Annotated in this window: 23 protein-coding genes; 17 read left to right on the forward strand and 6 right to left on the reverse strand. The window is 51.0% G+C overall.

Annotated features, from left to right (window positions below):
• Positions 1–16: 16 nt before the first annotated feature.
• The 5 genes from LI015_RS12570 (at position 17) to LI015_RS12590 (ending at position 4,718) form a co-directional block, all read left to right on the forward strand.
• Positions 17–1,084, forward strand: coding sequence for a mannonate dehydratase (locus tag LI015_RS12570; protein WP_002570225.1), 1,068 nt, complete (start codon positions 17–19; stop codon positions 1,082–1,084).
• A 22-nt stretch (positions 1,085–1,106) separates the two neighbouring features.
• Positions 1,107–1,850, forward strand: coding sequence for an SDR family NAD(P)-dependent oxidoreductase (locus LI015_RS12575; protein ID WP_227125242.1), 744 nt, complete (start codon positions 1,107–1,109; stop codon positions 1,848–1,850).
• A gap of 71 nt (positions 1,851–1,921) precedes the next feature.
• Positions 1,922–2,944 carry an aldose 1-epimerase gene (locus LI015_RS12580; RefSeq protein WP_227125244.1) on the forward strand — a complete coding sequence of 341 codons (1,023 nt, stop codon included), beginning with the start codon at positions 1,922–1,924 and terminating at the stop codon, positions 2,942–2,944.
• Between the two features lies 1 nt (position 2,945).
• The gene (locus tag LI015_RS12585) at positions 2,946–3,605 is read left to right on the forward strand and encodes an RraA family protein (RefSeq protein WP_002568188.1); all 660 of its coding nucleotides are present in this window, start codon (positions 2,946–2,948) and stop codon (positions 3,603–3,605) included.
• Positions 3,606–3,656: 51 nt separating this feature from the next.
• Positions 3,657–4,718, forward strand: coding sequence for a lactonase family protein (locus tag LI015_RS12590; RefSeq protein WP_119204412.1), 1,062 nt, complete (start codon positions 3,657–3,659; stop codon positions 4,716–4,718).
• Here the strand turns inward: LI015_RS12590 and LI015_RS12595 are convergent.
• Positions 4,696–5,949, reverse strand: a complete 1,254-nt coding sequence (locus tag LI015_RS12595) for a S8 family peptidase (RefSeq protein ID WP_002570221.1) — start codon at positions 5,947–5,949, stop codon at positions 4,696–4,698. The two genes, LI015_RS12590 and LI015_RS12595, sit on opposite strands and share 23 nt — an antisense overlap.
• Before the next feature lie 107 nt (positions 5,950–6,056).
• A complete protein-coding gene (locus tag LI015_RS12600; RefSeq protein WP_227125246.1) occupies positions 6,057–8,345 on the reverse strand; it encodes a glycogen/starch/alpha-glucan phosphorylase in 2,289 nt (762 codons plus the stop codon).
• Between the two features lie 144 nt (positions 8,346–8,489).
• On the opposite strand from LI015_RS12600, the gene LI015_RS12605 reads away from it, so the two are divergent.
• From LI015_RS12605 to LI015_RS29015, 3 genes are all read left to right on the forward strand, one after another.
• A complete protein-coding gene (locus LI015_RS12605) occupies positions 8,490–9,485 on the forward strand; it encodes an AraC family transcriptional regulator (protein WP_119204413.1) in 996 nt (331 codons plus the stop codon).
• Between the two features lie 180 nt (positions 9,486–9,665).
• The gene (gene malQ / locus LI015_RS12610; protein ID WP_119204414.1) at positions 9,666–11,168 is read left to right on the forward strand and encodes a 4-alpha-glucanotransferase; all 1,503 of its coding nucleotides are present in this window, start codon (positions 9,666–9,668) and stop codon (positions 11,166–11,168) included.
• Between the two features lie 104 nt (positions 11,169–11,272).
• Positions 11,273–11,503 (forward strand): hypothetical protein, encoded by a 231-nt coding sequence (locus LI015_RS29015; protein WP_227125332.1) that lies wholly within the window; start codon positions 11,273–11,275, stop codon positions 11,501–11,503.
• 44 nt (positions 11,504–11,547) lie between these two features.
• On the opposite strand, the gene LI015_RS12620 is transcribed toward LI015_RS29015, so the two are convergent.
• Positions 11,548–12,096, reverse strand: coding sequence for a GNAT family N-acetyltransferase (locus LI015_RS12620; protein ID WP_002570209.1), 549 nt, complete (start codon positions 12,094–12,096; stop codon positions 11,548–11,550).
• Positions 12,097–12,422: 326 nt separating this feature from the next.
• On the opposite strand from LI015_RS12620, the gene LI015_RS12625 reads away from it, so the two are divergent.
• From LI015_RS12625 to LI015_RS12640, 4 genes are all read left to right on the forward strand, one after another.
• Positions 12,423–13,877 carry an N-acetylmuramoyl-L-alanine amidase family protein gene (locus LI015_RS12625; RefSeq protein ID WP_002568181.1) on the forward strand — a complete coding sequence of 485 codons (1,455 nt, stop codon included), beginning with the start codon at positions 12,423–12,425 and terminating at the stop codon, positions 13,875–13,877.
• A gap of 381 nt (positions 13,878–14,258) precedes the next feature.
• Positions 14,259–15,929 (forward strand): putative manganese-dependent inorganic diphosphatase, encoded by a 1,671-nt coding sequence (locus tag LI015_RS12630; protein ID WP_119204415.1) that lies wholly within the window; start codon positions 14,259–14,261, stop codon positions 15,927–15,929.
• A gap of 33 nt (positions 15,930–15,962) precedes the next feature.
• Positions 15,963–16,574, forward strand: a complete 612-nt coding sequence (locus LI015_RS12635) for a flavin reductase family protein (protein ID WP_118017393.1) — start codon at positions 15,963–15,965, stop codon at positions 16,572–16,574.
• Entirely contained in the window at positions 16,571–17,227 is a 657-nt protein-coding gene (locus tag LI015_RS12640; protein ID WP_002568178.1) for a shikimate kinase, read from the forward strand. The genes LI015_RS12635 and LI015_RS12640 overlap by 4 nt, the downstream gene beginning before the upstream one ends.
• Positions 17,228–17,424: 197 nt before the next feature.
• Here the strand turns inward: LI015_RS12640 and LI015_RS12645 are convergent, their stop codons facing one another.
• The 3 genes from LI015_RS12645 to LI015_RS12655 all read right to left on the reverse strand — a co-directional run bounded on the left by LI015_RS12645 (position 17,425) and on the right by LI015_RS12655 (position 21,402).
• Positions 17,425–17,772: a hypothetical protein gene (locus LI015_RS12645; RefSeq protein ID WP_227125248.1), complete on the reverse strand. Its 348-nt coding sequence runs from the start codon at positions 17,770–17,772 to the stop codon at positions 17,425–17,427.
• Entirely contained in the window at positions 17,759–20,578 is a 2,820-nt protein-coding gene (locus tag LI015_RS12650; RefSeq protein ID WP_227125250.1) for a transglycosylase domain-containing protein, read from the reverse strand. The genes LI015_RS12645 and LI015_RS12650 overlap by 14 nt, the downstream gene beginning before the upstream one ends.
• A 206-nt stretch (positions 20,579–20,784) precedes the next feature.
• Positions 20,785–21,402 carry a TetR/AcrR family transcriptional regulator gene (locus tag LI015_RS12655; protein WP_002568175.1) on the reverse strand — a complete coding sequence of 206 codons (618 nt, stop codon included), beginning with the start codon at positions 21,400–21,402 and terminating at the stop codon, positions 20,785–20,787.
• 160 nt (positions 21,403–21,562) lie between these two features.
• Between LI015_RS12655 and LI015_RS12660 the strand changes: the two genes are divergently transcribed.
• From LI015_RS12660 to LI015_RS12680, 5 genes are all read left to right on the forward strand, one after another.
• Positions 21,563–22,114, forward strand: coding sequence for a 4'-phosphopantetheinyl transferase family protein (locus LI015_RS12660; RefSeq protein WP_227125252.1), 552 nt, complete (start codon positions 21,563–21,565; stop codon positions 22,112–22,114).
• A complete protein-coding gene (locus tag LI015_RS12665; protein WP_002568173.1) occupies positions 22,111–22,428 on the forward strand; it encodes an SCP2 sterol-binding domain-containing protein in 318 nt (105 codons plus the stop codon). Before LI015_RS12660 ends, LI015_RS12665 begins: the two co-directional genes overlap by 4 nt.
• Positions 22,429–22,485: 57 nt before the next feature.
• The gene (locus LI015_RS12670) at positions 22,486–23,445 is read left to right on the forward strand and encodes an alpha/beta hydrolase (protein ID WP_227125254.1); all 960 of its coding nucleotides are present in this window, start codon (positions 22,486–22,488) and stop codon (positions 23,443–23,445) included.
• On the forward strand, positions 23,442–24,848 hold the full coding sequence (locus tag LI015_RS12675) for a condensation domain-containing protein (RefSeq protein ID WP_118017401.1): 1,407 nt from the start codon (positions 23,442–23,444) through the stop codon (positions 24,846–24,848). The genes LI015_RS12670 and LI015_RS12675 overlap by 4 nt, the downstream gene beginning before the upstream one ends.
• Before the next feature lie 108 nt (positions 24,849–24,956).
• Positions 24,957–25,187, forward strand: coding sequence for an acyl carrier protein (locus LI015_RS12680; RefSeq protein WP_227125256.1), 231 nt, complete (start codon positions 24,957–24,959; stop codon positions 25,185–25,187).
• Positions 25,188–25,209: the final 22 nt, after the last annotated feature.

Consider the following 25,209-nt stretch of genomic DNA (forward strand, 5'->3'; position numbering starts at 1 on the left):
GGCTTGGAGGAAGGAAATGAAGCTGGGAGTCGGATTATATCGTTACATGCTAAAGGATGAGGAATTTACCTTTGCAAGACAGTGCGGATGCTCGGATGTAATTATCCATCTGGCAAATTACTACGATGGAGAAAATGATATTGTCAAAGCTACGGATGAAAAGGAAAATTACGGAATCGCCAGAGCAGGGGAGTCTGTTTGGAGTCTGGACCACATGATGGCGCTCCAGAAGCAGGCAAAGGAAAAGGGGCTTAATATTTACGGAATTGAGAATTTCAGTCCGGCGGACTGGTATGATATATTGCTGGATGGACCTAAAAAGGAAGAACAGATGGAGCATCTGAAGGAAATTATACGCAATGCAGGAAAAGCAGGTATACGATGTTTCGGATATAATTTCAGTCTTGCTGGAGTGTGGGGCCACCAAAAAACAAAAAAGGCCAGAGGAGGAGCGATCAGTACCTGTTTTCATGCCGGACAGCTCAATCTGGATGCCAGGATTCCAAAGGGTGAGATATGGAATATGACCTATGCAGAGAATGCCCGGGGAGAATACATAGAAGATATCGGATACGAGGAATTGTGGAATAGGCTAAAATGGTTTCTGGAGCGTATTCTTCCGGTGGCAGAGGAGGCAGGAGTAATGATGGCCCTGCACCCGGACGACCCGCCTATGCCATTTTTAAGAGGTACTCCGCGCCTGGTCTACCAGCCGCAGCTGTATCAGAAAGTGCTGGACCTGGTTCCAAGTCCCTGCAATGGAATTGACTTTTGCATGGGAAGTATCCAGGAGATGACAGATGGAAATATCTATGATGCCTTGGAGCAGTATTCCTCCCAGGGAAAGATTGGCTATGCCCATGTCAGGAATGTACGGGGCAAGGTTCCGGATTATACGGAAGTATTTGTGGATGACGGGGATATCAATATAAAGAGAACATTGGAGATTTTAAAAAAGAATCACTTTGAAGGTGTTCTGATTCCTGACCATACGCCGCAGATTCAGTGCCAGGATACATGGCATGCGGGAATGGCCTTTGCTCTTGGATTTATAAGGGCGGAGTTAATGGGGCTGGAAGGATAGGAAGATAAAAGGAGGTCTGTATATGCAGTTATTTGATTTGACGGATAAGAATGTCCTGATTACAGGAGGAACCAGGGGAATTGGCTATGCAATTGCACAGGGAGTGAAGCAGGCAGGCGGCAGGGTATGGATTCATGGCAGCAGTGAGGACAGGACCAGAAGGATTGCAGAGGAAAATGGATTTGACTATCTTTACGGCGATCTCAGAGACCAGGAAGGGTTAGACGGAATGCTGCGTCCTTTCCTGACCAGGGAGGACAGACTGGATGTGCTGATTAACAATGCCGGTTTTGAGACTCACAGCGCCATTGAAAACGCTGAGGAGGAGTCAATGGACGCCATCTACAATGTAAATACCAAGTCGCCTTATTTCCTGCTGCAGAAGCTGCTTCCGGCTCTGAAAAAGGCCGGGCGGGCATCCGTCATCAACGTGACCTCCATTCATCAGAAGGTGCCGGTGCGGGAAAATGGCTATTACTGCATGGCTAAAGCATCGTTAGGTATGTTTACCAAGGTGGCTGCCCTGGAGCTGGCCAAGTATGGAATCCGTGTCAATAATCTGGCCCCCGGCGCCATTCTTACGGATATGAACCGTGAACTGGTGGAGGCCATGGATTTTGAACAATGGATTCCCATAGGACGGGTTGGCCGTGCGGATGAGCTGATTGGTCCTGCCGTATTCCTGGCTTCTGACGCCTCCTCCTATGTAACCGGAACCACATTGTATGTGGACGGTGGGTACAGTGAAAATCTGCTGCAGTATTAAAGGCTGGGAAGTGGAATTGCGGAGTGAGGATGCATATTGGCATTGCCAAGTGCGCAGAAAGGAGAGTGGCAATGTACAGCCGTAATTATGGGTGCAGGATCACAGACCAGATAATCATGGATGGCAACAAGGCGGTTGTCATGGAAAATCAAAAGCTGCGGCTGACATTTTTGGCTGACAGGGGCATGGACTGTGTGGAAATGCTGTACAAGCCGGAGGATATTGATTTTATGTGGCGGTCTCCGGCGGGGCTTCATAAAAGAAGTGAGTATCTGTCTAATTCCGGGGACAGTCTGGGGAATTACCTGGACCATAATTCAGGAGGATGGCAGGAGATACTTCCCAACGGAGGAGGAGAGTGCAGCTACAAAGGCGCTTGTCTGGGGATGCACGGGGAGATTTCAAGTGTGCCGTGGGATTGCAGGATCATAAAGGATTCTGAGGAGGAGGTTGTCCTTAAGGCATGCATTACCACCCTGCGTTCTCCGTTCCGTCTGGAGAAGGAAATATCCTTAAAGAGGGATGAAAGCGCCATCACAATCCGGGAAAGCCTTACCAATCTGGCAAAGGAGCCAATGGAGCTTATGTGGGGCCATCACCCCACCGTGGGAAAACCTTTTCTGGATAGCAGCTGCCGGATTGATACAAATGGGACCGTAGGTTTTTCCATGGATCAGCGCGATTTTGAGACACAGCGTCTGAAGCCGGGAACCAGGTTTGAATGGCCTGCTGCCGGCAATGGAGTGGATTTTTCAAACGTGCCGGGGGAGGATGCTGATACTGCGGATATGATTTATATAACCGGTTTTCCGGAGCGTGCCTGGTACCGGGTACATAATGAAACTAAAAACATAAGTTATGGAATGAGCTGGGACGGAAAACTGTTCCCATATATGTGGATGTGGCAGGTATGCGGTGGTTCTTATGGATATCCATGGTATGGAAGAACTTATAACCTGGCGCTGGAGCCATGGACCAGTTACCCGTCATCGGGTTTAATAAAGGCCATTGAGAATGGAAGCGCTCTCTGTCTTGAGGCAGGGGAGGTAAGGCAAACAGAACTTTGCTTCTGGATTAAAAAGGAGGAGATATAAAATGGTGTTAAAAAAACATGAATTGCTGGAAGTTATAAAGAAAGAGCTGTATACTCCTGTGGTAGGGGATATACTGGACCAGATGGGATTATACCACCAGTTTCTCCCCCAGGCAGTCCGGCCCCTTAGGGATGATATGAAGCTGGCAGGTTATGCTATGACCGTTTTAATGATTGATGTATTCGGCCAGCAGAAAAAGCCCTTTGGTTATTTGACAGAGGCGCTGGATGACTTGCAGGAGGACGAAATTTATGTGGCTGCCGGAGGCACCATGCGTTGCGCGTATTGGGGAGAGCTTTTAACGGCCACTGCAAAAAAGCGCGGGGCGGCAGGTGCAGTTGTCAATGGATGGCATAGGGATACGCCTCAGGTGCTGGACCAGAACTGGCCTGTATTTTCCAGGGGATGTTATGCCCAGGATTCTTCTGTGCGCACCCAGGTGGTGGATTACCGCTGCCGGATTGAAATAGAAGGCGTAACCGTTATGTCCGGCGATTTGATCTTTGGTGATGTGGACGGTGTTCTGGTTATTCCGGCAGAGCATATTGAATATGTGATTGAAAAGGCCCTTGAAAAAGCAAGAGGAGAGAAGAACGTAAGAAAGGCTATTGAGAAAGGCATGAGCGCGACGGAGGCATTTGCTACCTTTGGTATACTTTAGTACCTATCTTTTTGGAACAATGTTTTTCAAACAGGTTACGGGGAGGGATGTATGATGGAATATAGGATTTATGCAGGAACATATGCGGGTGCGGATGAAAATGGTATTTTCAGATACAGGATGGATGGAAACAGCCAAATACTGGAAAGGGAACTGGCTCTTCCGGGTATATCAAACCCGTCGTATCTGGCCCTTTCGCAGAACGGGACCATGATGTATGCAGTGATGGAGGATATGGAGTATCATGGGAAAGCGGGGGGAGGCGTGTGCGCCATAAAATGCCGTGAGAATTCTCTGGAGATTCTCAATTCCAGAGGAACTACGGGCACCCTTCCCTGCCATGTGACCCTGGATGAGGAAGCAGGGGTTATTTATGCGGCTAACTATATGAGCGGAAGCCTGTCCATGTTTCCTCTGATGCCGGATGGAAGTTTAGGGGAAATGAGTGACTGCAGACAGCATAAGGGAAAAGGACCCAACACCCTGCGCCAGGAAGGCCCCCATGTGCATTTCAGCGGTCTGTCTCCGGAAAAGGACGGAATCTGGTGTGTGGACCTGGGCCTGGACCGTATATTATTTTATGGAATAGATGTTCATACCATGACCCTTAGCCATAGGCCGGAGCGGGATATTATGCTGCCAAAGGGAACCGGCCCCAGGCATTTTGTGTTTCAGCCGGGAAACGCGCACAGGATGTATGTGGTCTGTGAATTGAGTTCAGAGGTGTTTGCGGTGAATATATTAAAAGAGGGATGCCAAATATTGCAGAGAATTTCCTCCCTGAGCGCACCGAATGATAAAAGCTCCTGTGCAGCCATCAAATGTTCGGAGGACGGCCGTTTCTTATATGTGTCCAACCGCGGAGACGACAGCATTGCTGTATTCAGGATTGATCCAAAAAACGGCCTTCTCCATCTGGTGCAGATAGAAAAGGCCGGCGGCAGGACTCCCAGAGATATTCTGGTACTTAAGGACATGCTTTTGTCTGCTAATCAGGACAGCAATACCATTACATGTTTCTATAGGAATGAAGATACGGGAATCCTGACGCGGAGGACGGGAGAGACTTCCTGTCATGCTCCTGTCTGCCTTACTGCCGTCCCCACTGCATAGCCCCGTTGGCATCCAGCATTCCGCCGCTTAATACCTTGCCGTTCAGGCTGTCCATCTTGCGGGCTGAGGCCAGGATTACGTTTTTGATGTCTGTCAGGCTCAATTCCGGTCTGGAGGTATAGAGCATGGCTGCTGTGGCGGTGACCATGGGAGCGGCCATGGAGGTGCCGCTCATGAAGGCGTAGCCATTGTCCGGGGTGATGCCCAGGATGAAGGTGCCGGGGGCAGCGATGTCCACGCTGCCCGCGCCGAAGTTGGAGCTCTCATCCAGTTTGCCGTCAAACATCAGGTTGGCTACGGTTATCACGTTGTCAAAGGGAAGGGAGGCAGGGTAAATGGGTGAGGCGTCTATGTTATAGCCGATTGCGTTGTCATCCCCGTTGCCCGCGGCTACAATGAAAAGCATTCCGGAGTCGCGGATAGCTGCCTTGAATTCTTCGGTGCAGTTCTGGGAGCCGAAGCTCAGATTGCATATCTGGGCGCCGTTGGCCTCCGCATATTTGATGGCTGCAATCACATTGTCCGGTGAACCCTTTCCCTCTTCTCCTCCCAGGGCCTTTACAGGCATGATTTTTACGTAATTGTTGTCGGCTATTCCCACGATGCCGCCGTTATCCTTGGAGGCCGCAATGGTGCCGGCTGCATGGGTGCCGTGGACGTCCTCCGGGCCTTCGTATACCTGGTTGGTATTGCTGTAAAAATTCCAGCCGTTTACATCGTCCACGAATCCGTTTCCGTCATTGTCAATGCCGTCTCCGGGAATCTCATCCTCATTGACCCATATGGAACCCTGCAAATCCGGATGGGAGATGTCCACGCCTGTGTCTATGACCGCCACGGTCAGGGGGCGCTTTGTCTCTGTCTGGGAGTAGGCCTCCCATGCTGGCTGGATATTGATATCAATTCCGGGAACAGCATCAATGGCGCTGGTCAGGATATTGGCCGGCTCCAGCGGGGGAAGGGCTATGGCGTCTACCTTTCCTCTTTTGTTTCTGTGTACATAGGCGGGGTCCAGGGAATCAATATCCAGTTCCTGGACTATTTTTTGCGCCTGGCCGTCATTTTTAAGGGCCCACTGGTACGAGGCCTTGTCGTCCTTGATGGACAGGTTGTTGAGGCCGGGGCCTACCGCATAGGCGGAGAATGCGTTATCCGCCGCATTATAGGGGACGGCCCCGGACGCTGTGGCAAGTGCCAGGAAAAGCGCCGTGGCCGTAATCAGTTTTTTCATGACTATGCTCCTTTTTGATGTTTCATTATACCATTGTAATAGTATAACACATAAGATAGCATAAGACTTTGAAAATTTTATGAAAATCTTTCCGATTTTATTACAAATTATGGTACCAGACCCGTATCTAACTTCCATATATCCCTGTTGTACTCCTCAATGGTACGGTCAGAGGAGAAGTAACCGGCCTTGCTGATGTTGATTAACATTTTCCTGGCCCAGGCCGTACGGTTTTCGTAGTCGCTCAGAGCCTGTTCCCTGGCCTGGCAGTAAGCCTTAAAGTCGGGGAAGGTCATGAACCAGTCCTTGTTCAGAAGCTCGTTGTACAGGCGCTCCAGGTGTTCCACGGAACCGGCTGCTGTCATGGCGGGGCTGATGATGAAATCAACGGCTTCCTTAAGGTCAGGGTCCGCCTCATAGTAGGAGCGGGAGCAGTAGCTGCCTTCTGCGTACCGCCGGATGACGGTTTCGCTGGATTCACCGAAGATATAGATGTTGTCGTCGCCTACCAGCTCATGGATTTCCACATTGGCTCCGTCATCCGTGCCCAGGGTCACGGCTCCGTTGAGCATAAATTTCATGTTGCTGGTACCGCTGGCTTCCTTGGAGGCCAGGGATATCTGTTCCGAGATATCGCAGGCAGGAATCAGCTTTTCAGCCAGGCTCACATTGTAGTTATTTACCATGACCACATTCAGCCATGGCTTTACGTCCGGGTCGCTGTCAATGACCTGACGGAGGCAGAGTATCATATGGATGATATCCTTTGCAATGGTATATGCAGGCGCTGCCTTGGCTCCAAAGATGGCGGTGATGGGAGTGGCCGGCCTGCTGCCCCGTTTGATTTCCAGGTATTTGTGTATCAGGTACAGGGCGTTCATCTGCTGGCGCTTGTATTCATGAAGACGTTTTACCTGTATGTCAAAAATGGATTTGGGGTCAATGTCAATGTCCTGGGTTTCCTTAAGGTAGTCTGCCAGCTCCTGTTTCTTACTGTCCTTGATGGCTAAAAGGCGGTGCAGGGTCTTTATGTTGGCTGTGAATGCCCTGTCATCCAGTTTCTTAAGTTCAAATGCATCCTTCTTAAAACCATCGCCTATGAGTTCTGATATATAATCAGCCAGCTGGGGATTGCAGTGAAGCAGCCACCGGCGGAAGGTGATGCCGTTTGTCTTATTGTTGAATTTCTCCGGGTAGAGCCTGTAAAAGTTGTTCAGCTCATTCTTTTTCAGTATGTCTGTGTGAAGGGCAGCCACGCCGTTGACACTGAAGCCGTAGTGGATGTCAATGTGGGCCATGTGCACCCGGTCGCCCTTGTCAATGATATACACGGACGGATCATCAAATTTCCTCCTGACCTTGTCGTCCAACACTTCCATAATGGGAATCAGCTGGGGAACCGCTTCTTTAAAGTAGTCCATGGGCCAGGTCTCCAGGGCTTCCGCCAGGATGGTGTGGTTGGTATAAGCGCAGGTATCCGTCACCACCTGTATGGCGTCGTCCATTTCCATGCCGTGCTCTGTGGTGAGAAGGCGAATCAGCTCGGGAATGACCATGGTGGGATGGGTGTCGTTGATTTGGATGGCCGCATAGTCGGGCAGGTCGTAAAGGGTGGAGCCTTTTGCAGCTGCCTCTGACAGTATGAGGCGGGCCGCGTTGCTGACCATGAAATACTGCTGGTAAATGCGCAGTATCTGACCAGCCCTGTCGCTGTCATCCGGGTAAAGGAACAGGGTCAGGTTTTTCCTGATATCAGTCTTGTCAAAGGAAATCCCGTCCTCTACAATGGACTCATCCACGGTCTCCACATCAAAAAGATGCAGCTTGTTGGTGCGGTTGTCATAGCCGGTGACTTCGATGTCATACATCCGTGAGGTGAGCGTAAAGTTCCGGTATGGAATCTGGTAGGTAACATTGGTTTTACTCAGCCAGGAGGTGTTTTCCATCCATGGGTTGGGCTCCTCATTCTGAAGATTATCCCTGAATAACTGCCTGAACAGGCCGAAATGGTAGTTCAGCCCGATTCCGTCCCCGTTCAGTCCCAGCGTGGCTATGGAATCCAGGAAACAGGCTGCCAGCCTGCCTAACCCGCCGTTGCCCAGGGATGGCTCAGGCTCCAGTTCCTCCAGGACACTGAGGTCTTTGCCGCGGCTTGCCAGAATGGATTTGACCTGGCTGTAGATTCCAAGGTTTATCATATTATTGGACAGCAGCTTGCCTATAAGGAATTCAGCGGAAATGTAGTATAATTTCTTTTTTCCCCGGGCGGATTCCCGGCCCTTGGACAGTTTATTTACCAGGCAGAGAAGGCCTGTGTACAGCTCTTTGTCAGTGCAGCTTGAAATGTCTTTTTTGCACGCTTCTGTCAGCATTTGCTCCAATTGGTTCTGATTCATGATTTACATTCCTCCGTAAGGTGTGCCGTAGCGGCATGATTGTACGTTTGTCTGTATTATAATGGGATGAAAAAAGAAAATCTTGCATAATTATGTGATGATATAGTACAATACTATCAAATTTATGATAAAGGTGGTCTGCGGATGCAGGACGGCATGAAAATGGGAAGCACGGAGAGCGGTTATCAGGGGAGAGACAGGAGCGGGATGCAGGGGAATGGGGCATATGGAGAAGTCGGGCGTGAGGAGTATAGAGGACGCGGGCGTGAGCAATATGGGTACCATGAGATAAAAGAGCATGCGGGAAGGGATTTCCCCTTTAATATTTACCCCTGCTCTATTCCGGCTGATTTCAGGCAGGTTCCTGTTCACTGGCATGAGGATATGGAGATTATTGCGGTGAAAAAGGGACGGGGTGTGGTGACTGTGGATATGGAGCCGTATGAAGCAGGGGCGGGGGAGGCCGTGGTGGTGTTTCCAGGACAGCTTCATGGCATCAGCCAGTGCGGCTCTGAGGCGATGGAGTATGAAAATATTATTTTTCTTCCTTCTATGCTTATGTCGGCTGAATCAGACCTGTGCACCTATGATTTTTTGCGGCCCATGACAGAGGGCGGTATCGGAAAGCCTCTTCATATTACAGGAGGTCTGCCGGATTACGGGGCTTTTATGGAATGTATCGGGATCCTGGACCAGCTGTGCGGGAAAAAGAACTATGCCTACCAGATGGGGGTAAAAGGAACCCTGTTCTGGTTCCTGGGCCTGATTGCAGGAATTTGGGGCCCGGAGGCCGCAGGGCAGCCCCGTAAATCCAGGGAGAGGATGAAACGGCTGCTGGAATACATGGAAGAGCACTACGGTGAAAAGATAACTGTGGAGGACGGGGCAGAGCTCTGTTTTTACAGTAATTCCCATTTTATGAAGTATTTTAAACAGTATATGGGTGTGCCGTTCATACAGTATCTCAATGAATTCCGTCTGGAAAAGGCGGCGGGAATGCTGCTGACCACCCCGGATCCGGTGACGGCGGTGGCCCAGAGATGCGGATTTGATAACATATCCTATTTTAACCGGCTGTTCCGGAGAAAGTACGGGAAAACGCCGGGGGAATACCGCAAGAATGGGGAGATTTACTTGTAGGGGATATGAAAGTGTGATAAAATGAAGCGGTATTTTCCGGGGCCTGTCAGATTGCGGCAGTGCAGCTGTGCGGCAGAATGATTGTGCGGCAGAGTGATTATGCGGCAGAGTGATTATGTGGCAGAATAATCCTACAGCATGAAATGAATGGGCACACCGGACATAAAGGAGATTATCACTATGCGGGAATGCGGTATGCTGCTTCCGGTTGCCAGCCTGCCTTCGCGGTATGGCATCGGGGCATTTTCTAAGGAAGCATATGATTTTATTGATACACTAAAGGCAGCGGGACAGAGCTTCTGGCAGATTCTGCCCCTGGGTCCCACCGGGTTCGGAGATTCGCCCTACCAGTCCTTTTCGGCCTTTGCGGGAAATCCATATTTTATTGATTTGGAAAAGCTGGCAGAGGAAGGACTTCTCACAAGGGAGGAGTGCCTGGACGCGGACTTTGGAAACGATGAGAGGGACATTGATTATAAGAAGATATACGATGGTAGATTCCCGCTTTTAAGGAAGGCTTATGAGCGCTGGAAGGAAGGCCGGTCCCCGGAGCTGGTTCATGAGCTGGCGGGACGGAAACTGGGGGATGAGACCAGGGAGTATTGTTTTTATATGGCGGTAAAGAACCATTTTGATTCATGCAGCTGGAATCTGTGGGACGAAGGTATCCGTCTGAGAAAACCGGAGGCACTGGAGGCATACAGGGCCATGCTGACGGATGAGATTGGGTTTTATGAATTCCAGCAGATTAAATTTGAGGAGCAGTGGGATGCCCTTAAGAGATATGCCCATGAGCAGGGGATCCGGATTATAGGGGATATTCCCATTTATGTGGCATTTGACAGCGCCGACAGCTGGTCGCGGCCCGAACTGTTCCAGTTTGATGAGAATAATATGCCGGGGGCAGTGGCGGGCTGTCCGCCTGACGGGTTTTCAGCCACAGGCCAGCTGTGGGGAAATCCTCTGTATAACTGGGAATACCACAGGAAAACTGGATTTGCCTGGTGGATGCGGAGGATGGAGTACTGTTTTCGCATGTATGATTTGGTGCGGGTGGACCACTTCCGGGGATTTGATGAGTATTACGCCATACCCTACGGCGATGCCACGGCTGAGTACGGCCGTTGGGAAAAGGGGCCGGGTATCGAAATATTCCGGCAGATGCAGGAGCATTTCGGCGGGGACAAGCTGCCTATCATAGCAGAGGATCTGGGGTTCCTTACCCCTACTGTGAGACGGCTTCTTAAGGATACGGGATTTCCGGGGATGAAGGTGCTGGAGTTTGCCTTTGACGCCGGTGAGAACAGTGATTATCTGCCCCACAAATACGGGAGCAACTGTGTGGTGTACACAGGTACTCATGACAATGATACAGCAGAGGGCTGGTTCGCGTCACTGGATGAACATGACAGGAATTTTGTCAGGGAGTACATAGGAGCCGGATACACACCGGAGGGAGAGATTCACTGGGATTTAGTCAGGGCTGCGCTGGGAAGCGTGGCTGACCTGGCAGTGATTCCGGTCCAGGATTATCTGGGATACGATACGTCTGCCAGAATCAACGAGCCGTCTACCCTGGGGAAGAACTGGCGGTGGAGGATGAGCAGGGAAGATTTGAATGAGGACACTGTGAAGCGGTGCAGGCGGCTGGCCGGGATATATGGGCGGCTGGGGGAGGCGTAGAAGGAAAGAAAAAATATATTTATAATACAATCGTATTATATTGTGTAATGATACCCGGCGGAATAGGAAACAGGATTCCGCTGGGTATTTGAATTTACTCAAGAATTTGCGATGGTTTAAATAAGCTGGGGCTGCTTGCGAACCGGTGTATGTGCCAACAGATTAAACCTGTATCTGATAACATGAAGGTGGTTGGAACCGCTTGTACTGTAGATACAAAAGACGGTGATAATCTTCCCATACATATAGCGATATACAGCTGTAAGCCTGGATATGTGATACAATTGAGCAATATAGGAAGTGTAAAAAAGAAGGGACAGAACTACCTGAGTTGACTCCTTCATGGGTAAAAGACATGATGGGATAGAAAAGGCAGGCCTTAAAGCCTGCCTGCCGGTATAAAAGGTTCCGGCTGTTCCGGGTGAGGGCCCAGCATTTTTTCCATCCAGACCATATCCCACCACTGGCCCAGTTTGTAGCCGCATTTGGTGAAATGTCCCACGGTATGGTAGCCGTATTTTTCATGAAAGGTTATGCTGCCCGGATTGGGGTAGGCAATGCAGGCATTGACATTGATGACGTTCTGGCGTCTCAGGTAGTTTTCCAATGCTTCGTAGAGAAGGGAGCCTGCGCCGGTGCGCCTCGCATCCCCGGATACATAGACGGAGGTTTCCACAGCCCAGTCATAGGCTGCCCTCTCTTTAAATTGGGATGCATAGGCGTATCCTATGATGCGTCCATCCCGGATTGCAGCCAGATATGGATACCGTTTCAGGGTGGATGTGATGCGGTTTTTGAATTCCTGGACAGTGGGAACCTCATATTCAAAAGTAATGGCGGTCTTTTCTACATAAGGCGCGTATATGGACAGGAGGGCGGCCGCGTCTGCTTCTTCTGCCATTCGGATGGTGACGGCTGTGTCTGACATATGGGGGACTCCTTTCTAAATATATAAATGTTTCAGATATATAAATGTTTTTGAAGGTTTGTATTGCAACCTACATTCTATCACTGATGTCACATAATTTCCACTGTCTGTTAAGGAATATTTACAACGGCATCCGTCATAAGCGGCGTCTCCACAAAGGTCATCAGGGAAAGCCTTTTCATGCAATTACGAGTTTGAGCTGTAAACTGTGAGATTATTTGCACGCATAAATAAAATTAAGTAATTCTTACACAATTTTTCCCCTTTCTCATCCTGTTATTTCCTTTCACTTTCTGATAAAATGGTACTATAAGGAGGTGGAGGATATGACCAGACGAAGGATACTGACAGGATGGGCCATAGGATTGCTGTTGGGAGTGATGGCTGCCGGCACTGCATTGGGTGCGGAGTCCGGATGGAAGACAGAGGACGGAGTTCTTAAATTTGTGGATAACAAGGGTAACTATGTGACCAATGAATGGAGGACACGGGACGGAAAATCATACTTCCTGGGCAGCGACGGGGAGATTGAGAAGAGCACCTGGATAGAGAATACATATTATGTGGACGACAAGGGAGTCATGGTGAAGAATTCCTGGGTCCACACAGACGGCAAGGACGGCCTGAAGGAAGAGGGCTGGTATTTCCTGGGCAAGAACGGCAAGACAGAGGAAGGCTGGAAGAACGTAGGAGACGGCCGGTACAACTTTGACAGCGACGGTAAGATGCGCACGGGCTGGTTCTACGAGGGCGATAATATCTACTACCTGGGCGGCAAGGACGACGGAGCCATGAGACGGGGCTGGGTATGCCTGGAATTTGATGAGGATGATCTGCCTGAGATTGGGGATATCTCCAAGGAATATAAGAAGGCAGATGAGAATTCCCGGTGGTTTTTCTTTCAGAATAACGGTAAGGCCAAACGCTCTCTTACCGGCAATTATGACCAGGAGACCATTCACGGAGAAAAATTCTATTTTGACCGGAACGGTGCCATGCTGACGGGCTGGCATGCGGTGAAGGAGAAAGCGGACAGCGATGATGCCACAGGCATCAGCCGTTTCGTATACCTGGGCGGTAAGGACGACGGAGCCATTGCAAAGGGACAGTGGAAACAGCTGTCTGAGCATCCCGGTGATTCCGACGACGGGGCAGCCATCTTAAAGAAGGGGGATGAGGAGCTTCCAAGGGAAGGGGATAAGGAGTGGTATTACTTTGAGAACAACGGCACTCCCGCCTACCTTAAAACAGGCATCTCCACCATGAATGCCGCCACCATCCGGGTGGATGGCGAAAATTATTTTGTGAACCAGTATGGATGCAGAAGGAACGGACTGGTCAAGATAGTATCCGGCGGCCATGTGTTGGTGGGATATTTCGGAGAAAAGGGGACTGACGGCAGGATGCTCACCGGCAGGAATACCGGTATTGCTGACGATGACGGCAAACGCTGCACCTTCTATTTCAACACCTCGGGATCCAACAAGGGAGCTGGCTTCAGCGGAGAAAAGGATGGATTCCTGTACTACAACGGTTTGCTGGTGACAGCGGACGGGGATTCCCAGTACGAGGTCTATCAGGTGGACGGCAAATATTACCTGGTCAATGAATCCGGTAAGGTACAGACCAATGAGAAGGCTTATAAGAGCGATGGGGATTATGTCTATTTGGTTGAGGACAGGGAAGTTTACTATACGGATGACAACGGGAAAAAGACGAAGAAGGCAGACAGCAGCGCCACGCTTCCGGATTTCACCTGTGATCAGGTATATGAGCTTTGATGTTTTATAAGCTTTGTTTCTGAGCTTTGGAAAGGGACGGCTTCCGCCATACTGGCGGAAGGGCCGTCCCTTTTAGGTTGTGGTTGAAAAAAGAAATACGGTCTGATATACTGAAATGGCGGGAAATATCTTGTATACAGTATAAAGATAGAGCCGGAGTTTTCAGCCCGTAAAAGCCTTATAAAATGAGGAGACCCCGATTGTATAACAACCGGGGCAATTATGAAAAATCTATGTGCAATTTTACTATTTATCATTTGTATATGTGACTTGCTCTTATGAAAATAGTATAAAAAATAAATGTGAACGAAATGTGAATTTGTTGTAAACAGATTATGAAACATTATATATTACCATAGATGCAGAATCGAAGGAGAGAAAATGGAGCAGGAATTAAAGAGAAAGACAACGGTCATCGGCCACAGGAATCCTGATACGGATTCCATCTGTTCGGCTATCTGTTATGCCAACCTGAAGCGGGCCATTACAGGGGATGCGTACATTCCGGCCAGGGCAGGCCATGTGAACGGAGAGACCAGGTTTGTCCTGGATTACTTCGGCATGGAGGAGCCTAAGCTGGTGGAGGACGTGAGAACCCAGGTAAAGGACATTGAAATCCGCAAGACCAGGGGAGTTGCGGATAACATTTCCTTAAAAAAGGCATGGAACATCATGCAGGAAAACAATGTGGTGACCATTCCTTCCGTCAGGCCCGACGGTACCCTGGAGGGGCTTATCACGGTAGGCGATATCACAAAGACCTATATGAATATATATGACAGCAGCATCTTGTCCAAGGCCCATACCCAGTATTCCAACATCATTGAAACTCTGGAAGCTGATATTGTGGTGGGGGATGCGGACGTCTATTTTGACAAGGGAAAGGTGCTGATTGCAGCCGCCAATCCGGACCTGATGGAATTTTACATTGAACCCCATGACCTGGTTATACTGGGCAACCGTTATGAGTCCCAGCTCTGCGCCATCGAGATGGGGGCTGACTGCATCATTGTGTGTGAGGGTGCAGGCGTGTCCATGACCATCAAGAAGATTGCCCAGGACAGGGGATGTACGGTCATTGCCACCACCTACGACACATATACGGCGGCCCGTCTGATTAACCAGAGCATGCCTATCAGCTATTTCATGACCAGGGAGCACCTCATAACCTTTAACAGCGATGATTATACAGATGAAATCCGGGAGGTCATGGCCAGCAAACGGCACCGGGACTTCCCCATCCTGGACAAGGAGGGAAGGTATCTGGGAATGATTTCACGCCGGAACCTGTTGGGCGCCAAGGGCAAACAGGTTATCCTGGTGGACCACAACGAGAAGAGCCAGGCTGTGGCAGGTATTGAGAGCGCCGAAATCATGGAGATCATCGACCATCACAGGCTGGGAACCGTCCAGACCATGGCTCCGGTGTTCTTCCGCAACCAGCCCCTGGGCTGTACGGCCACCATCATTTACCAGATGTACCTGGAAAACAAGGTGGATATTGAGCCGAAGATTGCAGGGCTTTTGTGCAGCGCTATTGTGTCGGATACCTTGTTGTTCCGCTCCCCCACCTGCACACCGGTGGATGAGATGGCAGCCAGGTCCCTGGCAGCCATAGCAGGCCTGGATATAGAGAAATACGCCATGGAAATGTTCGGAGCGGGAAGTAATCTTAAGGATAAGTCCGATGAGGAGATTTTCTACCAGGATTTTAAGAAGTTTTCTGTTGGCAAGGCGCTGATTGGCGTGGGACAGATTACGTCGTTAAACGATATAGAGCTGGAAACCCTGAAGGAGAAGATGCTGGGTTATATGGAAAAGGCCAAGGAGAGCAACAGCCTGGATATGGCATTTTTCATGCTGACCAACATACTGAAGGAATCCACGGACCTGATTTGTTACGGGCAGGGCGCGGTGCAGCTGGCGGCCAAGGCCTTTCATCTGGATATAGAGGAAGCCACGGAAAAGCCGGAACCGGTGCTGAGCCTGCCGGGTGTGGTATCCCGTAAAAAACAATTGATTCCGGAGCTGATGCTGGCGGAGCAGGATTAGGACAACGGCCCGGCAGGGCAGGAGGATTAAGATATGTCAAAGGAATACTGGAAACCAGGCAACATGCTCTACCCGGTGCCGGCTGTTATGGTCAGCTGCGGCAGGGAGGGAGAGACACCTAACATCATCACAGTGGCCTGGGCGGGCACCATCTGCTCGGATCCGGCTATGGTGTCCATATCCATACGCAAAGAACGTTTTTCCCACAGCATCATCAGGGATACAGGAGAATTTGTCATCAACCTGGTGAATAAGCGGCTGGTACGGGCCACGGATTACTGCGGCGTAAAATCCGGCAGGGATGTGGACAAATTTAAGGAGACAAGGCTGACCCCCCAGGCATCCAGGTATGTGAAGGCGCCGGGAGTGGAGGAAAGCCCGGTGAACATTGAGTGCAAGGTGGTGGAAGTGAAGGAACTGGGAAGCCATGATATGTTCATTGCCAAGGTGATGGGGGTGACCATTGACAACCAGTACATGGACGACAGGGGAAAGTTCAACCTCAATGCATCCGGACTTGTGAGCTATTCCCACGGAGAGTACTTTGAGCTGGGAAAGAAGCTGGGGAGCTTTGGATATTCGGTGAAAAAGCCGGTGAAAAGGCAGAGTGATAAGAAAAGGACTGCAAGGAGGAAAAAAGCGTGAAACCGAACATTACCATGATAGGCATGCCGTCATCGGGCAAGAGCACCATTGGGGTACTGCTGGCCAAGAGGCTGGGATTTTCCTTTGTGGACGTGGATATCGTGATACAGGAAAAGGAAGGCAGGCTCCTGAAGGAAATTATTGCACAGGAGGGTATGGACGGATTCCTTAAAGTGGAAGAGAGAATCAATGCCGGACTGGATGTGACCCTCTCTGTCATTGCTCCCGGCGGAAGCGTTATATACGGTGAGAAGGCCATGGAGCACCTGAAGGAAATCAGCGAAGTGGTCTATCTGAAGATGAGCTATGAGGAGATGGAAAACCGCATTGGCAATGTGGTGGACCGGGGCGTTGCCCTGAAACCGGGTTTTACCCTTCGGGACCTTTACAATGAGCGCGTGCCTTATTATGAGAAATATGCGGACATTACCATTGACGAGGAGGGCAAGACTCCCGGGGAAACAGTGGATGCGCTGAGGGACATCATTGAGGGAATGATGGACCGCAGTATGATTGAGCGCATTGTGGAGGAACAGAAAAAGATTCTGGAGGAAAAGGACCGTAAAATAGAAGCTTACGAGGCGGAGATTGCAGCACTTAAGGAAGAGCTGGCCCTTTTCAGGGCTGCGGAGACTGGCGGCTGCGGAAACTAGCGGCTGCAGAGACTGACGGCTGCGGAGACTGAGGCGGTGGAAACTGAGGCGGTGGAAACTGCGGGTGAAGAAGCCATATAGAGGCTGGGCCACGGATGGAAAAAGGTTCGTTCTGATCTTTGGATTATTAGGTTATCCAAAGATTCAGAACGAACCTTTTTATTGTTTTATTTATTTTTATTATTTGACAGGCAGACCTACAGCATTTCCATATAAGCCAGCAGCTTGTCCGCCAGGTCCAGTCCGATGTATACCAGAATACCCAGGATGATCAAAGCCGCTGCCAGGAATACCAGCTTATAGACCAGGTAAGCCTTGGCAAAATCCCGCAGCTGGTTCTCTTTTTTTCCAAAGGCCAGACAGAGCAGGTAAACCCATCCTACGATGGGGATGTTCATGCACATGAATGTAAGGAACCAGCGCCTGGGCGGCATGCGGTAGGGATTGGCAGTATCCTTTTCGGGTTCCACGGGGGCCTTTTTGGGCAGCCTCAGACGCGGGGCGCCTGTATGTCCTGCTTTTTTATGTAAATCAGTTTTCATCATCCGGTCTGCCTCCTGGTCCGTAATATTCCATGTTGTTCCACTTAAATTTCTCGCTGTTTAAGGAGGAGCGGAGCTGGTTCTGCTGTACCTGCACCTGCTGCTCGGCCTGCTTCATGGCAGCTTCCTCGGATGCCCGGCTCTCGGCCTGGGATGCGTTCCACTGCTCCTCTGTGGGCAGGCCGGAGATCCGCGTGATGGCTGCCTGAAGCCGGTCGGACAGAGCCTGCTGCTCCGGGTCCCCGGCCACCAGGGAAAGCTTGCCGATGGCATCCTGCACCAGATCCTGGGCATTCTTCTGCTGGTATTCCAGTTCCTCCACAGTCTCTAAGGCCTGCAGGAATTCGTTCTTTTTGGTATCCTTCTCAGCCTGCTTCCGGTTCTCCTCGGCCTGCTTTTGGGCTTCTTCCCTGGCCCTGGCATCGTCAATGGCCTTCTGCTTTTCGTAAAGGGCAATGGTATCGCCCATCTGGCTGATAATTCCGGTAAAGTAATCGTACCGGTTTTCCACCTGCTCCAGCATGCCGGCCCTCAGCTCCCCGTCGTCCAGAAGGGGCAGGCGGGAGGTGATATCCTGATATTGGCTCTTAACCGAGTAGGTATCCTCCACAGAACTGATTTCCCTGGTGGTGAATTCCTGGATATCCTGTTCCAGCTGCGCGGTCAGCTTTGCCTGCTCCTTGTCGTGCAGGCTTTGCTGGGCCCGGAATTCAGCGGTGGTGCTGAAGTAATCCTGGGTTCCCGTCCTGGGGTCCGCCTTTAATTCCACACTTTCAGGCTGCTCCCAATCCCAGGGTTCCAGGCCCTCATGTATCTGGTTCATGATGTTTTTCCATATTTTTCCGGCATATGTGCTCCCGTATATGCCGGGCATCTTGCGGGGGATATCGTATCCCACCCACACAGCCGTGGTATAGTAGCGGGTGTAGCCGCAGAACCAGGTGTCCTTACTGCTGTTAGTGGTTCCTGTCTTACCCGCTGCGGGCATGCCGTTATCCAGCTCCAGTCCGCGTCCTGTGCCGTAGGGGGAGGTCATGGTGCCTTTCAGGATATCGGTGAGCATGAAGGCGGAATCATCACGATAGACCTGTTTGGCGGCAGGCGGCAAATCCTTGGTCAGGTCGCCGTCGTGCTCATGGATGATTTGGGTGATGCAGGTCCGGTCGTTGTATACACCATAATTGGCCAGGGTACTGTATCCCTTAGCCATGTCCACCACACGGACGCCGTTGGTAAAGCCTCCGATGCTCAGGGAGGGCACGCCGTTGTCAACGTATGTAAGCTTCTGGAACTCCATCTCTCCCAGATAACTGAGGCCGTAGTCCACACCGATGTCCTCCAGTATCTGCCATGCCACTGTGTTCAGGCTGCGGTTTAAGGCTTCACGGACCGTTACGTTACCGTGGTAATTGCCGCCGCTGTTGGAAGGCCCGTCCTCCCATTTGTGGTCGTTCACCATGCACGTGGGGTAGTACTCTCCGGTGTCAAAGGCAGGGCCGTAGTCAATGAGGGGCTTGATGGTACTGCCCGGCTGCCTGGCGCTTAAATAGGCACGGTTGAACTGGTCCCCGCTTCCCCTGCCGCCTACGATGGCCACCACGTAGTTGGACCGGTTGTCCACGATAACGCCTGCGCCCTGGAGGGCATACTTTCCATTGTCCTGCAGCTCGGTGTAGGAGGACAGCCCCTGGTCTATGTCTGCCTGAAGCATGTCCTGGAGACTGCTGTCCAGGGAAGTGTATATCTTGAAGCCGCCGGCGCGGATTAAGTCGGATTTTTCCGTGTAGGCGGTTGTATAGCGTTCCATGTAGGAATTGTAGTCATCCTTGTCCTCAAAGGTGTAGCGGAACTGGAAGCCGTCTTTCTTTAACAGCTCCAGGGCCGCGCAGTGGATGGCGTAGCTGCTCTGGTAATTCTCGTCCGTGCCCTCGGATTCCTGCTTGACCACGGTGAGGGGCTTTGACAGGGCCTTTTCGTAATCCTCATCGGAAAGTTCGCCTATTTCATTCATGCTCTTTAATACGTCATTGCGCTTTTCAAGGGATGCTTTGGGATGGGCTACCGGATCGTAGGCCGAGGGACTGTTGCTGATGCCTACCAGGACAGCTGCTTCCTCCACGTTCAGGTCTGCCGCATGCTTGCCGAAGTAGTAGCGGCTGGCAGCTTCCACGCCGTAGCACTGGTGGCCATAGAAATTGGTATTGCAGTAAAACTCCATAATGTCTGCTTTGGAGTACTTTTTTTCAATCTCAGGGGCCAGAAGGATTTCCACAATTTTACGGGTGAAGGTCTGTTCCTGGGTCAGGTATGTATTCTTAATGACCTGCTGGGTGATGGTGCTCCCTCCCTGGGTGACTTGTCCCCTGTGCTTTACCAGAGCCAGACCGGCGCGGAAGGTGGCAATCCAGTCAACGCCTGTATGGCTCTTAAAACGTCTGTCCTCCTGAGCAATGTATGCGTTCTGAATGTTTATACTGATGCCGGTGATGCCCACATACTGGTAGTGGCCGGCATTGATAAGCCCTATCTGACGGCCGTCCTTGTCGTAAATCACGGTATCGGACAGTTTTGAGAAATCTGTACGCTCCATCTGGGCCAGCTTGTCGTAAGCCAGCTCTCGGCACTCATCCAGATCCGGCTTGACCTTGGCGTAAATCAGCAGGCACAGGATGGCACCTAATATGAATCCGGCGGTGATCACGGCCAGAAGGGCGTGGAACAGCCATCCTGTGATGCCCAGGAGACTGACTCCTATGTCGCGGATCACCAGCAGGGTTTTTCGGGCGGCCTGTTTCAGTGTATCTTTCATAGTCCTCTTTATCCTCTCTGCGCCCGGGTTATGTGGATGGATATGAAAATGGGCGCTGATATCTCAATAGGGCTGGAAACAATTGCCAGCCCGGTAAACCATTGATATTATAAGCCAGAATGGAAAAAAAGGATAGGGAAAAAGTATAAAAATAAGGACTTTTTCCGCCAAAAGTGGGGGAAAAGTCCTTATTTTGGAAATAAATATCATATTTTGCGCATCAGGAACCGGAGGGTGTGGGAGGGGATTCCCATGCCCTTTTCCTGCATCTCGGTAAAGGCAGACAGAATCCGGGCGATCTCTTCGTCGTCAGAGGGAATCAGGTGGTTATCCAGGGTGATGGTCAGCACAGTCAGCACGATTTGGGCTGTCTCTTCCGGGAAGCTGCACTGGATGCTGCCCTCCCGCACCCCCTGGCGGATGATGTCGGCCAGGATGGGTTTCAGTTTGGTGATGATGATGCGGGAGAACTTCTGGTGTATGAAAGCGCTTTCCAGCTGTTCATTGAAGGTGTGTATTTCCTCCCGGCGTCTCAATTCCATGGAGGAGTCCAGGCAGGCGTGGTATATGATTTCCAGTTTTTTAAAGGCATCCAGGTGGGAGGACGCGGCCAGCTCCCTGCCTTCGTCCAGGACCCGGGAGTAGTTTCTCTCAATCACTGCGTCTATGATATCGTTCTTGGAGGAAAAATAGTAATAGATACTTCCTTTCCCGATACCGGCTTTTTGGGCAATATCACTGACAGAAATGGCCTGGACATTGGCAGAACCCATAAGTTCCTGCATGGCATCCAGTATCATGTCCTTTTTATTATGGTTTTGCATGAAAAATCCTCGGTTTTTTCTTTAGAATACATCCAAGTATAGCAGAATATAAATGAAAACGCCAGACTTGACTGGCGGTCGAAAACGTGTTATGTTTAGTTTGATTTCGATTCGACCACTGGTCGAAAAAGCAGGAGTACAAGGTTCAGGAGGAAACGTCATGATTTATCTGGCTTCATATGAACCCGGCGGCAGTCTTTATAACCGGGAACGGGAACATATACTGGGCAGGAGCCTGCTGAACTTTGGTCTTATGAAGGAATATGGACGGACCTGGGAGGTAGAGCAGGAAGCCGGTTCAAAACCGCGTCTTAGGGGTGCAGAGGGCGTGGAATTTAATATCAGCCATACAAAGGGTCTGGTGGTCTGCGCTGTAGCAGACAGAGCGCTGGGCGCGGATACGGAACAGATTCGTCCGTTTAAGGCGGGCCTGATGAGGCGCGTGTGTTCCGGAACAGAGCGCAGTTTTGTGATGGAAGGAAGGTCTGAGGCGGAGCGCCGGGAACGGTTTTTCCGGCTGTGGACCCTTAAGGAGAGCTATGCCAAGGCCATTGGCAGAGGGCTGGCCTTTCCGCTGGGGGATATCACATTTTCCCTGGAGGAGGGCGTTATAAAAGGGAGTATTCCGGGCTGGCGGTTTTACCAGTCCAGGGTTTACCAATCATATATTATATCCGTCTGCGCGGCGGACGAAAAAGGAGAGTCAGTATGAGTTACGAAGAAGTATTTACAAAGGTAAAGGAGATTTTCATGAAGGCCGATGTGAGCAGGGTAGAGGAGCATCTGGCCTTTCAGTTCAATATTACGGGCGAGGGTGAAGGCGTGTTTTATGCAGAGGTTAAGGACGGTGTTCTGAGGGTGGAGCCGTATGAGTATTATGACAGGGACGCAAAGTTTATCTGTTCCGCCGATACGCTTATGAAGCTGGCGTCGGGTAAGCTGGACCCGGTCTTTGCGTTTACCACAGGAAAACTGAAGGTTGAGGGGAGCCTGGAAAAGGCTCTGATGCTGCAGATGTTTGTGTAGGCAGGTGCGTGTGCGGCGCCGGAAAGCCGGTCAGCCCGCGGTAAAGGAGTGAGGTATATGGGAATCAAAGGATGGATGCTGGGACTGGCGGCAGCAGGAGCAGCGGGAGAATACGGCATAGCGCGGTATTTTTTCCACCGGACCGTGGTCCGGGGAAATGCAAAGCGGGACAGGACACAGAAGATGGCGGGCACGGACTGGGACGCTCATATTCCGGGTATCCGCGCCAGCAGGGAATGGCTGGCAGGACAGCCTCAGGAAGATGTGTACATAACATCCAGGGACGGGCTCAGACTCCACGGCACATTCTTTTGCTGTGAAGGTTCCAGGAGGGCAGTGGTGTGCTTTCACGGCTATACCAGCGAAGGACTCAACGACTACACATCCATTGCGAAATTTTATCTGAACCAGGGCTTTAACCTGATGGTGGTGGATGAGAGGGCTCACGGCAAAAGCGAGGGCACCTATATCGGGTTTGGCTGTCTGGACCGCTATGACGCCTTGCAGTGGATGGAGTATGTGGTGGAGCGGCTGGGAGAGGACTGCGGGCTGATGCTTCACGGTATTTCCATGGGAGCCGCCACCGTGCTGATGTCCACGGGCCTGGAGCTTCCAGAGCAGGTAAAGGCCGCTGTGTCAGACTGTGCCTTTACCTCTGCCTGGGAAGTGTTCAGCCATGTGCTGAGGAGTATGTACCATATGCCGGCTTTTCCCGTGCTGCAGATTGCGGACCGCATGGCCAGGAGTGAGGCCGGATACGGCCTGGATGAATGCAATGCCAGGAAAGAGGTAATGAAGGCCCGTATTCCCATTCTGTTCATCCATGGGGACAGGGACACCTTTGTGCCCTGTTCCATGGTACATGAGCTGTACGGGGCCTGCGCCTCGCCCAAGGAGCTGTTAGTCATACCCGGAGCCAGCCACGCAGAGGCCTACTATAAGGATACGGACCGCTATGAACATGCAATTGAGGAACTGATTGCCCGGGTTTTCGGAAAAGAGGAGAACAGAGTATGAAGACAAGGAAAGGCTACAAGGTATACCCGCTGACATCAGCGCAGAAGCTTCACTTTTACTGCCTGAAATACTGCCCCAAGAAGCAGGTGTTAAACATCGGATCCAGCCTGACCATCCAGGTGGACTTAGACTGGGACGTGCTTAAAAGCTGCATTCAGGAGGCCATTGCCCGCTGCGATACCATGCGCCTGCGCTTTACCCATGACAAGGAGGGCAGCATCTACCAGTATGTGGTGAAGGAGGAGACAAAGGAAATCGAACACTTTGACTTTACCGGCTGGAAGGAGGAGGACGCGGAGCAAAAGCTCAGGGAGTGGACAGAGGTTCCCTTTGAGCGGTACGATTCCCCCATGCACCATATTGTAATGATCAAAATGCCGGATGGGTACCAGGGGCTTTACATCTGCGTGGACCACATGACCATGGATGCCCAGTCCCTGATTCTGTTTTTCCGGGATGTGATTGAACTGTATGCCAGCAGGTTTTACGACGAGGTGGAACATCCAAAGGAAATGTCCTCCTATATCAGGCAGCTGGAAAAGGATTTGGCCTACGAGGCCGGAAACAGGGCCTGTGAAAAAGACAGGCAGTTTTTCCAGGAACTGATTGCTTCCTCCGAACCCATTTTCACGGACATCTACGGTCCGAAGAAGCTGCTGGAGGAGAGAAAGGCTGCCCGCAACCCGAAGCTGAGGGCAGCCACCAACACATCTGATAATGTGGAGGCAAATATCACCAACTTCCATCTGGAAGGGGAGCCTTCCAGACGCCTGCTGGATTTTTGCGAGAAATACGGTATTTCCATGACCTGCCTTCTCTTAATGGGCCTTCGGACCTATCTCCAGAAGGAGAATGACCAGGACGACGTTTCCGTCACCACCACCATTTCCAGGCGGGCCACCCTGTCGGAGAAGCGCTGCGGCGGAAGCAGGATTCACTGTTTCCCCTTCAGGACCATTGTGTCCAGGGAGGATACCTTCATGGAGGGCCTGCTCAAAATAAGGGATGCCCAGAACCAGTATTTCCGCCATGCGGGTTACAGCCCGTCGGAGTATTTCAATTACAGGCATGATTATTATAAGCTTAAGGACGGGCAGACCTATGAGCCCTTAAGCCTTACCTATCAGCCCCTGGCCATGAAGTATGACGGTCCCGGCCTGGACAAGCTGGGCGATATCAAGTATAAGACTGCCCGTTATTCCAACGGTGTGGCTGCCCACACCCTGTATCTCACCGTGAGCCACAGGGCAGAGGACAATGGCCTGGACTTTGGTTTTGAGTACCAGACCGGCGTGGTGACGCCGGAGAAGCTGGAGTATATTTATTATTACCTGTGCAGAATCATATTCCGGGGTGTGGAAGACCCGGAGCGCCCGGTAGGGGAAATCATAGAGATGGTGTAAAACAGCAGAACAGCTGATGCGACGGATACAAAGACGGAATATAACAAAAAGAGAATATCAAGAAAGAGAATTAAAAAAGAAATAAAAAAGCAGGAGGATTACAAAGATATGTTTGAGGATTTAAAAGAGATCATCTGTGAGTATGTGGATGTGGCGCCGGAGACTATTAAGGAGGATTCCCGGTTCATTGAGGACCTGGGCTTCAATTCCTATGACTTCATGAGCATGGTGGGGGAGATTGAGGAGAAATTCGACGTGGAGGTAGAGGAACGGGAAGTGATCAATGTAAAGACCGTGAAGGATGCAGTGGCTTATATCCAGTCCCTGCAGGCAGAGTAGGCCGAAAAGGCAGGAGGCAGAT

This window comes from Enterocloster sp. 210928-DFI.2.20 (genome assembly GCF_020554465.1).
In the GTDB taxonomy this organism is placed as follows: Bacteria; Bacillota; Clostridia; order Lachnospirales; family Lachnospiraceae; genus Enterocloster; species Enterocloster bolteae.

Excerpts from the sequence above, each read along its gene's own strand:
- LI015_RS12575 (WP_227125242.1), top strand. The coding sequence starts at position 1,107 with ATGCAGTTATTTGATTTGACGGATAAGAATGTCCTGATTACAGGAGGA.
- LI015_RS12625 (WP_002568181.1), top strand. The coding sequence starts at position 12,423 with ATGACCAGACGAAGGATACTGACAGGATGGGCCATAGGATTGCTGTTG.
- LI015_RS12660 (WP_227125252.1), top strand. The coding sequence starts at position 21,563 with ATGATTTATCTGGCTTCATATGAACCCGGCGGCAGTCTTTATAACCGG.
- LI015_RS12605 (WP_119204413.1), top strand. The coding sequence starts at position 8,490 with ATGCAGGACGGCATGAAAATGGGAAGCACGGAGAGCGGTTATCAGGGG.
- LI015_RS12680 (WP_227125256.1), top strand. The coding sequence starts at position 24,957 with ATGTTTGAGGATTTAAAAGAGATCATCTGTGAGTATGTGGATGTGGCG.
- LI015_RS12585 (WP_002568188.1), top strand. The coding sequence starts at position 2,946 with ATGGTGTTAAAAAAACATGAATTGCTGGAAGTTATAAAGAAAGAGCTG.
- LI015_RS12670 (WP_227125254.1), top strand. The coding sequence starts at position 22,486 with ATGGGAATCAAAGGATGGATGCTGGGACTGGCGGCAGCAGGAGCAGCG.
- LI015_RS12570 (WP_002570225.1), top strand. The coding sequence starts at position 17 with ATGAAGCTGGGAGTCGGATTATATCGTTACATGCTAAAGGATGAGGAA.
- LI015_RS12675 (WP_118017401.1), top strand. The coding sequence starts at position 23,442 with ATGAAGACAAGGAAAGGCTACAAGGTATACCCGCTGACATCAGCGCAG.
- LI015_RS12620 (WP_002570209.1), bottom strand. The coding sequence starts at position 12,096 with ATGTCAGACACAGCCGTCACCATCCGAATGGCAGAAGAAGCAGACGCG.
- LI015_RS12665 (WP_002568173.1), top strand. The coding sequence starts at position 22,111 with ATGAGTTACGAAGAAGTATTTACAAAGGTAAAGGAGATTTTCATGAAG.
- LI015_RS12600 (WP_227125246.1), bottom strand. The coding sequence starts at position 8,345 with ATGAATCAGAACCAATTGGAGCAAATGCTGACAGAAGCGTGCAAAAAA.
- LI015_RS12580 (WP_227125244.1), top strand. The coding sequence starts at position 1,922 with ATGTACAGCCGTAATTATGGGTGCAGGATCACAGACCAGATAATCATG.
- LI015_RS12635 (WP_118017393.1), top strand. The coding sequence starts at position 15,963 with ATGTCAAAGGAATACTGGAAACCAGGCAACATGCTCTACCCGGTGCCG.
- LI015_RS12645 (WP_227125248.1), bottom strand. The coding sequence starts at position 17,772 with ATGATGAAAACTGATTTACATAAAAAAGCAGGACATACAGGCGCCCCG.
- LI015_RS12590 (WP_119204412.1), top strand. The coding sequence starts at position 3,657 with ATGATGGAATATAGGATTTATGCAGGAACATATGCGGGTGCGGATGAA.
- LI015_RS12630 (WP_119204415.1), top strand. The coding sequence starts at position 14,259 with ATGGAGCAGGAATTAAAGAGAAAGACAACGGTCATCGGCCACAGGAAT.
- LI015_RS12595 (WP_002570221.1), bottom strand. The coding sequence starts at position 5,949 with ATGAAAAAACTGATTACGGCCACGGCGCTTTTCCTGGCACTTGCCACA.
- LI015_RS12655 (WP_002568175.1), bottom strand. The coding sequence starts at position 21,402 with ATGCAAAACCATAATAAAAAGGACATGATACTGGATGCCATGCAGGAA.
- LI015_RS12650 (WP_227125250.1), bottom strand. The coding sequence starts at position 20,578 with ATGAAAGATACACTGAAACAGGCCGCCCGAAAAACCCTGCTGGTGATC.
- malQ (WP_119204414.1), top strand. The coding sequence starts at position 9,666 with ATGCGGGAATGCGGTATGCTGCTTCCGGTTGCCAGCCTGCCTTCGCGG.